Annotated in this window: 10 protein-coding genes and 2 pseudogenes; 4 read left to right on the top strand and 8 right to left on the bottom strand. The window is 67.5% G+C overall.

Annotation, left to right across the window (positions count from 1 at the left end; all coding sequences use genetic code 11):
- Positions 1 to 79: 79 nt before the first annotated feature.
- Positions 80 to 808: an SDR family NAD(P)-dependent oxidoreductase gene (locus QOC69_RS15120; RefSeq protein WP_526440861.1), complete on the top strand. Its 729-nt coding sequence runs from the start codon at positions 80 to 82 to the stop codon at positions 806 to 808.
- Complete coding sequence (locus QOC69_RS15125) at positions 805 to 1335, top strand: hypothetical protein (protein WP_526440863.1); 531 nt, start codon at positions 805 to 807, stop codon at positions 1333 to 1335. The genes QOC69_RS15120 and QOC69_RS15125 overlap by 4 nt, the downstream gene beginning before the upstream one ends.
- Before the next feature lie 6 nt (positions 1336 to 1341).
- Here the strand turns inward: QOC69_RS15125 and QOC69_RS15130 are convergent, their stop codons facing one another.
- Genes QOC69_RS15130 through hrcA form a run of 3 tightly spaced genes read right to left on the bottom strand, consistent with a single transcriptional unit; the run spans position 1342 to position 4325 of the window.
- On the bottom strand, positions 1342 to 2094 hold the full coding sequence (locus QOC69_RS15130; RefSeq protein WP_526440864.1) for a 16S rRNA (uracil(1498)-N(3))-methyltransferase: 753 nt from the start codon (positions 2092 to 2094) through the stop codon (positions 1342 to 1344).
- 11 nt (positions 2095 to 2105) lie between these two features.
- Positions 2106 to 3251 (bottom strand): molecular chaperone DnaJ, encoded by a 1146-nt coding sequence (dnaJ, locus tag QOC69_RS15135; RefSeq protein WP_526440866.1) that lies wholly within the window; start codon positions 3249 to 3251, stop codon positions 2106 to 2108.
- A gap of 42 nt (positions 3252 to 3293) precedes the next feature.
- Positions 3294 to 4325, bottom strand: coding sequence for a heat-inducible transcriptional repressor HrcA (hrcA, locus tag QOC69_RS15140; protein WP_526440868.1), 1032 nt, complete (start codon positions 4323 to 4325; stop codon positions 3294 to 3296).
- 156 nt (positions 4326 to 4481) lie between these two features.
- Between hrcA and QOC69_RS15145 the strand changes: the two genes are divergently transcribed.
- Entirely contained in the window at positions 4482 to 4796 is a 315-nt protein-coding gene (locus QOC69_RS15145; protein ID WP_526440871.1) for a type II toxin-antitoxin system VapB family antitoxin, read from the top strand.
- An 11-nt stretch (positions 4797 to 4807) separates the two neighbouring features.
- Here the strand turns inward: QOC69_RS15145 and QOC69_RS15150 are convergent, their stop codons facing one another.
- From QOC69_RS15150 to QOC69_RS15165, 4 genes and pseudogenes are all read right to left on the bottom strand, one after another.
- Positions 4808 to 5449, bottom strand: coding sequence for a DUF998 domain-containing protein (locus QOC69_RS15150; RefSeq protein ID WP_526440873.1), 642 nt, complete (start codon positions 5447 to 5449; stop codon positions 4808 to 4810).
- A gap of 68 nt (positions 5450 to 5517) precedes the next feature.
- Positions 5518 to 5691: pseudogene (locus QOC69_RS15155) on the bottom strand (NAD(P)-dependent oxidoreductase); the annotation flags it as partial.
- Between the two features lie 86 nt (positions 5692 to 5777).
- Positions 5778 to 6683 (bottom strand): transglutaminase-like domain-containing protein, encoded by a 906-nt coding sequence (locus QOC69_RS15160; RefSeq protein WP_526440875.1) that lies wholly within the window; start codon positions 6681 to 6683, stop codon positions 5778 to 5780.
- 128 nt (positions 6684 to 6811) lie between these two features.
- Positions 6812 to 7741: a proteasome-type protease gene (locus QOC69_RS15165; RefSeq protein WP_526440877.1), complete on the bottom strand. Its 930-nt coding sequence runs from the start codon at positions 7739 to 7741 to the stop codon at positions 6812 to 6814.
- A gap of 158 nt (positions 7742 to 7899) precedes the next feature.
- Between QOC69_RS15165 and QOC69_RS15170 the strand changes: the two genes are divergently transcribed.
- Positions 7900 to 8793: an alpha/beta fold hydrolase gene (locus QOC69_RS15170; protein ID WP_526440879.1), complete on the top strand. Its 894-nt coding sequence runs from the start codon at positions 7900 to 7902 to the stop codon at positions 8791 to 8793.
- Between the two features lie 15 nt (positions 8794 to 8808).
- Here QOC69_RS15170 and QOC69_RS15175 read toward each other — a convergent pair.
- Positions 8809 to 9401: pseudogene (locus QOC69_RS15175) on the bottom strand (DUF1206 domain-containing protein); the annotation flags it as partial.
- Positions 9402 to 9547 lie beyond the last annotated feature (146 nt).

Consider the following 9547-nt stretch of genomic DNA (forward strand, 5'->3'; position numbering starts at 1 on the left):
CCGTCACGCCCCAATGGTTATGCCGACGGCGTTCCCGTTCAGCGAGCGCGCCATCGCAGGTCGAGGGGATAATCGTCGGGTGTCCAAGGGTGTGCTGGTCTGCGGCGGGACCGGAGCTATCGGAAAGGCGATCGTGCACACCCTGGTCAGCGCAGGCGACCGGGTGGTGTTCAGCGGCCGCGATCGACGCCGCGGCGAGGCGCTCGCGGCGGCCACCGGGGCCAGCTACGTCCCCCACGACGACGACCGCGACGGCGCACTCGTCGTCGAGGCGGCTGCGCGGCACCTCGGCGGGCTGCACGGCCTGGTACTCAACGCGGGCACCATCGTGCACGCCCGCCTGGATCAGACCGCGCCGGCCGAGTTGGCCGACATCCTGCGGGTCAACGTCACCGTTCCGGTCACCCAGGCACAGACCGCGGCGGCGCTGATGCCCGCGGGCGGTGCGATCGTCGCGGTCGCGTCGAACGCCGGTGCGTGGGGTGAAACCGAGATCGGCGCCTATTCGGTGTCCAAGGCCGCCTTACTGGCGGCCTGCCGCGCACTGGCGGCCGAATACGGCCGACGAGGCATCCGGGTCAACGCCGTCAACCCGGGCGACACCGAGCCCGGCATGGCCTCGAGCCTCGATGTGTTCGGCGATCTGGCGTTCCCCACGCTGCCCCCGCTCGGGCGTCTCGGCCGCCCCGAGGACACCGCCGACGCGGTGGCCTTCCTCCTGTCGGATGCGGCAGGCTTCGCGACGGGTGCCGACATCCTCGTCGACGGCGGCATGCACTCCGCCCTCGACGCCGGGCGGCCGAAGTGACTGCGCCAACCGATCGCCACGTCCTGGTCAGCGGCAGCGACGGCACGCTCATCGAGGCGCTCGGCGCGCTGGGCTGGACACCGGCCGACCCGGACGCGACGACACCGCTGAGCCTGCTGGTCATCGCACCGGCACCGCAGGACGGCGGCGACGGCACGTGGTCGGCGGGCGCGGCCATGGCCGCCACCGGCGAGGTCATCCGCGGCATCACCGAGCGCCGGGACCGATTGCGGTCCGGGCGAGGTCTGGTCGTGGTCGCGGTTGCGACCCCACCCGGCCGGGCGGCGGTGCGATCCGCAGGCGACGGTGTCGTCGCGGCGGCGCTCGCCATGAGCGTGCAACTGTTCGCGGTGGACTGGGCCGCCGACGACATCCGCTGCCTGCTCGTGGTCACCGGTGGCGCCGGCGGTGAGCCACTGGCCCGGCTCGCGCACTGGCTCGCCGCTCCCGACGCACCCGCTCTAAGCGGTCAGACCATCGACATGGCCGCCGTCGACCACGCCACCCTGCGGGCACCCGGGACGTAGACGCGGTCACACCGCCCAGCGCGGCGTCAGCACACCGAGCGCGCCGAGGGCAACCGCGGCGGCGGTAGACGTCCGCAGCACCGTCGGGCCGAGACGCACCACCGTCGCGCCGGCAGCCGACAGCGCGGCGACCTCGTCGTCGCTGATGCCACCCTCCGGACCGACGACAAGCATCAGCGAACGCGCCTGAACCAGTGGCACTTTCGTCAGCGGCCCGGTCGCCGATTCGTGCAGCACCAGCACCACCGCGCCGTCCGCCGTCGCGGTGCCCACGGTGGCGACCAGTTCGGGGGTGGTCACCAACGATGTGACCGCGGGGACGTACGGCCGACGGGACTGGCGGGCAGCCGAACGCGCCACGGCCCGCCAACGCCGTAGTCCCTTGTCCACCCGGGCCGCTCCGTCCCACCGGGCCACGCAGCGCTCGGACTGCCACGCGACGAACGCGTCCGCACCTGCCTCGGTGGCCAACTCGACGGCCAACTCGGACCGGTCCGACTTGGGCAGTGCTTGCACCACGGTGACCTGGGGATTGGGCGGCTCGACGGTCCGGCGCTCGAGAACCCGGGCCGTCAGGCGACCCTTCGCGGCGTCCTCGATCACGCACTGCGCGACGATGCCCGCACCGTCGCCGAGGTCGAGTTCCTCTCCGGGTCGGATCCGGCGCACGTTGGCGGCGTGGAATCCCTCGTCGCCGTCCACGACGGCGAGCCCACCGACCTCGGGCAGCTCATCGACGTAGAACAGCGCCCGGCTCACTCCCGAGTCGCCTAGCGACCCGTGAAGGTCTCGCGCAACCGGTTGAACAACCCGCCGCCTGCGGACGTCGCATGCGTCGACTTCACCTCCGCCGCGTCACGGACCCGGTGCTCCTTGAGCTTGCGCAACAGTTCGGTGTCGTTGGTATCCAACCGCGAGGGCACGACGACCTCGACGTGGGCGTGCAGGTTGCCGCGCACCCCCGAGCGCAGATGCGGCATGCCGTGACCACGCAGCGTGACGACGGAGCCCGGCTGCGTGCCTGCCGCGATGGTGATCTGGGTGGCCCCGTCGATGATGGCGTCGACGGACACCGAGGTGCCCAACGCCGCGTCGACCATCGGCACCGAGACGGTGCAGTGCAGGTCGTCGCCGTCGCGGATGAAGATGTCGTGGGGTTGTTCGTGGACCTCGACGTACAGGTCGCCTGCGGCGCCGCCGCCAGGCCCCACCTCGCCCTGGGCCGCCAGCCGGACGCGCATGCCCTCGCCGACGCCGGCGGGGATCTTGACGCTGACCTCGCGGCGGGCCCGGACCCTGCCGTCGCCACCGCAGCGGTGGCAGGGGTCGGGGATGACCTCGCCGACGCCGCCGCACACCGGGCACGGTCGCGACGTCATCACCTGGCCGAGCAGCGAGCGCTGCACGCTCTGCACCTCGCCGTGCCCGCCGCAGGTGTCACAGGTGACCGGGGTGCTGTTGCCGTGGGTGCCCCTTCCCTGGCACAGGTCGCACAGGATCGCGGTATCGACGGTGACCTGCTTGGTCACCCCGGTCGCACACTCGGACAGATCCACCCGCATCCGTAACAGCGAATCCGAACCCGGCCGCACCCGGCCGATCGGTCCGCGGGAGCCTGCGCCGCCGCCGAAGAACGCCTCGAATACGTCACCGAGTCCGCCGAATCCGGCGAACCCGTTGCCCGCCGACGCGCCCGCGCTCTCCATCGGGTCGCCGCCGAGGTCGACGATCCGGCGCTTCTCCGGATCGCTGAGCACCTCGTAGGCGACGCTGATCTCCTTGAACCGCGCCTGCGCACCCTCGTCGGGGTTGACGTCGGGGTGCAACTCGCGCGCCAGTCTGCGATACGCCTTCTTGATGTCCGTATCGGTCGCACCCTTGCTCACTCCGAGCAGGCCGTAATAGTCGCGTGCCACGCCAAACCCTTCCCATGCCGCGTCACGCGGCTACTCGCACCCCTACCGGGTGCCCAAGACTTCGCCTATGTAGAGAGCAACCGCCGCGACGTTGGCAATGGTTCCCGGATAGTCCATTCGAGTGGGACCGACCACGCCCATGCCGCCGTACACCTTGCCCAGGCTGCCGTAGGTCGTGCTGACCACCGAGGTTCCGACCATCTGCTCGGCCTCGGTCTCGTGCCCGATTCGTACAGTGACCTTACCGGCCCCCTGCTGCGCGGCCAGCAACCGCAGCACCACCACCTGCTCCTCGAGCGCTTCGAGGACCGAACGCAGCGATCCACCGAAGTCGGCGGTGTTGCGCGTCAGATTTGCGGTGCCGCCCAGCAGCAAACGCTCTTCGCTGTGCTCGACGAGGGTCTCGACCAGCACCGTCGCGGCCCGGCCCACCGCGTCGCCCAGTCCGCCGCTGCCGTCGAGCTGGCCTGCGAGGTCCGCCACGGCGATCGACGCGGCCGACAGCGGCTTGCCCTCCAGCGCGGCCGCGAGGCGCTCGCGAAGCTGGGAAAGCTGATGGTCGTCGATGGCGTCGCCGAGTTCGACGACGCGCTGATCGACCCGGCCCGTGTCGGTGATGACCACCAACAGCAACCGGGCCGGCGTGAGCGCCACGACCTCCAGGTGACGCACGCTCGACGTCGACAACGTCGGGTACTGCACGATGGCAACCTGCCGGGTCAGCTGCGCGAGCAACCGCACCGCGCGCCGCAGCACGTCGTCGAGGTCGACGCCAGACTCCAGGAAGGTCAGGATCGCCCGTCGCTCGGCGGAGGACAGCGGCTTTACGTCGTCGAGCCGGTCGACGAACTCGCGATAGCCCTTCTCGGTCGGTACGCGACCCGAACTCGTGTGGGGTTGGGCGATGTAGCCCTCGGCTTCCAGCACTGCCATGTCGTTGCGCACGGTGGCGCTCGACACGCCGAGATTGTGGCGCTCGACGAGGGATTTGGACCCGATCGGCTCCTTGGTCGCGACGAAGTCCGCGACGATGGCGCGCAGCACCTCGAAGCGACGATCGTCGGCACTACCCATGGTTCACCTCCCGGTCCCCGTCATTTTACGGGCACGAGCAGCGCTGACGGCGCCGGAGCGCACTTCGGTGACGAGGACAACGCGAGCGCGGGGGATTAATCTCGTTTTCATGCTGACGCCGAGGTTGCGGGTTCGCCCGTCAGCGAAGGTCTTGTCGTGATCTTCAAGGGCGTCCGCGACGGCAAACCGTATCCCGAGCACAACCTCTCCTATCGGCAGTGGGCGCAGATCCCGCCGCGGCAGATCCGGCTCGACGAATTGGTCACCACCACCACCGTGCTGGCCCTCGACCGCCTGCTTTCGGAGGATTCGACCTTCTACGGCGATCTGTTCCCACACGCCGTGCGGTGGCAGGGCGTGGTCTACCTGGAGGACGGATTGCACCGGGCGGTGCGAGCCGCACTGCGCAACCGGACGGTGGTGCACGCCAGGGTGTTCGACATGGATCTGCCGCTCGCCCAGCAGATCTAGCCGCAAAGCGGTCAGGACCACTCGACCCTGCGGCGGAGGAGATACACCGCGGTGACCGTCTGCCAGACGTAGATCGAGTACACGCTGCCGCGCTCCCAGATACCGATGGGCAGGACGGTCAGAGACGTATCGAACACCAACCCGGCCAAGCACAGCAGGCCCAGCACGCCGAGGGCGACGGACACCGCGCGGTAGGCCCACGACGCACCCGCCCGCCGAATCGCCGATGCTCCGGCCAGGACCGCGACGTTGCCGCCCCCGATGGCCAGCAACGCCCCCACCCCATGCCAATCCGGACCGGTTCCCGAGGGACCGCTGTGCACCGTGGCGACGAGGAGGTTTCCGATGCCGTTGAGCACGGCGAAGACCAGGAACACCGAAGCCTTGCGGGCCCGGCCTCCCGCCACCAGCAGCGCCGCGCCTGCGGGGAACAGGATCGCCTGCATGACGAACGCACCGTTCATCAGTGCGGCGAGCGGCGACCAGCCAGGCGCTCCCAGCGTGCTGATGTAGTCGGTCGCGTAGCTATACCTGGGCATGGCCGCGGCGGCGACGGCCTCCGCGACGAAGTACCCAAGTGCCGCGCCGATCCAGAGCCATGCGCCGACCCTGGTGAACGTCCCCCGCCGGTCGGATTCGACGGATGTGGTCACGGAACCCAACGTAGAGCAGCGGGAGCGAATCAGTTCGCCATGGACTCGCGCAGGCTTCGTGGCCGCATCTCACCCCGGGTGAACAACGTCACCTGAGGCGAGATCACCGTGATGGTCGAAACCCGGTGGCGGAAGAGCTCGTTGAGCATCGAGGCGGCGGTCTCTCCGCCACCGATCACCGCGACGCGCTCGGCGGTGATGCGGTCGTGCTCGGCGGCCCTGTGCCAGAACTGCGCGATGGCTATCGCGTCGGCCCCCCCGCGGCGAGTGCGGTCGCCAAGGCGCAGTTGACGGGCTAGCGACTAAGCGAATTCGGTGGTGGCTTGACTCAACCGGTGGGTACCTCGTCGGTCCATACCCTGAAGCTCGTCAATGTGGCGGGACCGAAGGTGTTGCTGAGCGCGACGTCGGCGGCGTCGCGGCCACGCGCGATCAACACCCTGCCGATGCGCGGCGTGTTGTGGCGCGCGTCGAAGGTATGCCATTGCCCGCCGAGGAATACCTCGAACCAGGCAGAGAAATCCATCGGCTCGTCCACCGGAGGCACACCGATGTCGCCGAGGTACCCGGTGCAGTAACGCGCAGGGATGTTCATGCAGCGACAGAAGGTAACGGCGAGATGCGTGAAATCACGGCAGACGCCGATTCGCTCGTCAAATGCCTCCAGAGCGGTCCGGGTCATGCGTGCGTGTTCATAGCCGAACGTGAGATGCCGGTGAACGAAGTCGCAGATTGCCTGGACGCGGCCCCATCCCGTTGGTGCCTGCCCAAAGAGATTCCACGCCGTATCGGATAGTCGATCGGTTTCGCAATAGCGGCTCCCGAGCAGGAAGACGAGCGTCTCCTCGGGCAGGTCCGGCACGGGAATCTGCAGCGCCTCGGGAACGACGACGTCGGGAACTCCCGTGTCATTGACGAGCGCATCGGCCGAGACGCTCGTGCGGCCCTTCGGCGCAACGATGCGGGTGCACCAGTTGCCGAAGCCGTCACGATAGGCGGCCACCGGGACCGGCGGGTCGAACACCAGGGCGTCACGGCCCACGAGATCGGACACGCGGGTGAAGTGGACGTTGAGGTTGAACATCATCGGGGTCGGCTGCGGGCAGTCGAAGATCATTTCGAAGCCGAGGTGAATTCGCATCATTTTGCCTCCGGTATCCGGCAGGTGAGGTCGCGCATGGCCGACTGCGTCGGTGGTCGAAAAGATATGAATCATGACGCGCTCACGCGGCACATGCCGTGCGTAACGAATCGATCAGCATGTGCCGCAACGCCGTCCAGCGCCGGCCTGCGGCCGCCGATGCGGCGCGGGTATCCCGGTTGCTGACAGGTGATGATGGAGGTGTCCATTGTGACAACCCGTCACCAGCGCAACTCGGGTAAGTGGCGAAACGCCTGCCGCACACCTTCGCCCCATTCGTCGCTGAGCGCGGTGAAATAGGGGTCCCCCTCATCGAATCGCCGCCGCCACTGCACTTCGAGGCTGTCCCGTTCGTAGCAGATCAAGTCGATCGGCATACCGACCGACAAATTGCTACGCATGGTCGAATCGAAAGACACCAGCACACACTTCGTGGCGTCTGCCAGGGGCGTATCTTGCGTAAGCACTCGGTCGAGGATCGGCTTTCCGTACTTGGTTTCACCGGTCTGAAAGAAGGGCGTGTCCGTCCCTGCTTCGATGAAATTGCCTTCGGCATAGGTCCGGAACAGCCGTATCGGCTCGCCGGCGATCTGCCCACCGACGATGAACGAGGCATTGAACCGGATCTTGTTCTCTTCCAGGTACCCGGCGTCGCGTTTCTCGATGTCGCGCGTCGCGTCGGCGACCAGCCTCACGACGTCGAACATCGTCCGGGCACCCAAGAGATTGGTAGCCGCGTCGCCGTCGGCACAACGCTGCGTCAACAGGCTGATGACGGCCTGAGTTCCGGCCAGGTTTCCCGAACTCAGCAGAACGACAACGCGGTTGCCGGGACGCTCGAACACCGTCATCTTGCAGAACTTGGCAAAGTTATCCACGCCTGCGTTCGTACGCGAGTCCGAGGCGAAAATCATGCCCTTGTCAAGCATTACGCCGATACAGTAGGTCACGCGATGCACCTTCTGGGGCAATCGAACCCCCGTTTGCAATGCCACCAACTTCAGGTTGGTGGCGGACGCGCAGGTGAGCGATTCCCAATCCGGATGTGATCCTGCCCCGATTCCTTCGCGAACACTCAAGCCTACGCCGCTCGACGTGCGGCAACGGCTAGACATCTGGGTCGGTGCCAGGCGTTCGACGGTGATTCGCATGTGATCTCAGTCGAGTCTGGACAAACAGATGTCTGCATGTTTACTGGCCGGTAACCTACGGAACCGTAGGTTGGGCTATTGTCGACTTGGACACGGGAAACGGATGCCATGACGTTGTGCCAGGACGCCGGAACACCATTGGGTGGAGACGGGTTCACGTGAGCGAGATGAAGTATCTCGATCTGCACGGCGAGCGGGTTGCCTATCAGGATGCGGGAGCCGGCGAGGTGCTGCTGCTGATTCATGGCATGGCGGGAAGTTCGGCGACGTGGCGGGCGGTCCTACCGCAGTTGTCGAAGAGATACCGGGTGGTGGCGCCGGATCTGTTCGGGCACGGTGAATCCGCCAAGCCGCGCGGTGATTATTCGCTGGGTGCGTTCGCGGCATGGCTGCGTGATCTGCTCGACGAGCTCGGCATCACGCGGGCGACGGTCGTCGGTCAGTCGCTTGGTGGCGGTGTGGCGATGCAGTTCACCTATCAGCATCGCGACTACTGCCAGCGACTGGTTCTCATCAGCAGCGGTGGCCTGGGCCCCGACCTGAGCTGGATATTGCGGATCCTGTCGGCGCCAGGAGCGGAGCTGGTGCTGCCGGTGGTCGCGCCGCGACCGGTGCTCGACGTCGGCAACAGGCTGGGGTCGTGGCTCGTGTCGGCTGGCATCCATTCGCCACGCGCCGGCGAGATGTGGAACGCCTACTCGTCACTGTCAGACGGCCAGACCCGGCAGGCGTTCCTGCGCACGCTGCGCTCGGTGGTGGACTACCGTGGCCAGGCGGTCAGTGCGGTCAGCAAGTTGCATCTGAGTGCTGGGCTACCCACCTTGCTGATCTGGGGGAATCAGGACCGGATCATTCCCGTCGCCCATGGTTACGCCGCTCACGACGCCCTACCGGGTAGCCGGCTTGAAGTACTCAGCGGGGTGGGGCATTTCCCGCACGTTGAGTCCCCGGCCGCGGTGGTGGAGTTTCTCGATGACTTCATCGCCGCAACAGCACCGCCACCAACCGCGCCTCCCGGCGAGGGGCGTGGCATGGGGTCGGCAGCATGCTGAGTCCGCCAGAGCCACTTACATTTTGGTGTATCGGGCCATGGCGAAGCTGTAGAGGCCGTAGGTGATGATTCCTGCGCCTGCGGCGATCAGGAGCGCTACTCCGTAGGGTTGGGCGCCGAGGGTTTTGAGGGCCCCGTCGAGTCCGGTGGCCGTGGTGGGCTGCGAGCGGCTCGCGGCGACGATGACCAGCACCCCGGCGCCGGCGATGACCAGGTCCTTGGCGATGTAGCCGACGGTGCCCAGTCCTCGCACCAGGTCGCTGGAGTTGGCTGTGAGATCGTGCAGAAGGGTGCGGCTGGCTCCCTTGTAGACGTGATAGCCGCCGACCGCGACGATGATCACGCCGGCGGCGATGAGTGCGATCGTGCCGGTGCCGGTCTGCATCAGGCGTGCGCTGATCCCCGAATTCTGTGCGCCGGTGGACTTCCCGGTGCCCCGGGCGAATCCGAACGTGGAGTAGGCGAACGCGAGGTAGACCACTGCCAGCGCGAAGGCCTTCGCCCGGTCCAGCACTTCTGATGACGGGCCTTGGGATTTCGGGTCGTCGAGCGACCGAGGGCTGTTTCGGCGAGCCGCCACAACCCCATCGCCACGAGCGCGACCGCGGCTCTTCTGCTGCAGCTACTCACCCAGGAAGTGCTCTACCCTCGCCTCGACGAGGTCTGATTCCCGTCGTGTCGATGCGGCGTCGAGCCCGCCTCGATTGCCGTCCTGTCCGGGCAGTGTTTCGAGGTGGTGGCGCGTAGGTGTGGGT

Origin of the sequence: Mycobacterium sp. (genome assembly GCF_032162105.1) — a bacterium.
GTDB lineage: Bacteria > Actinomycetota > Actinomycetes > Mycobacteriales > Mycobacteriaceae > Mycobacterium.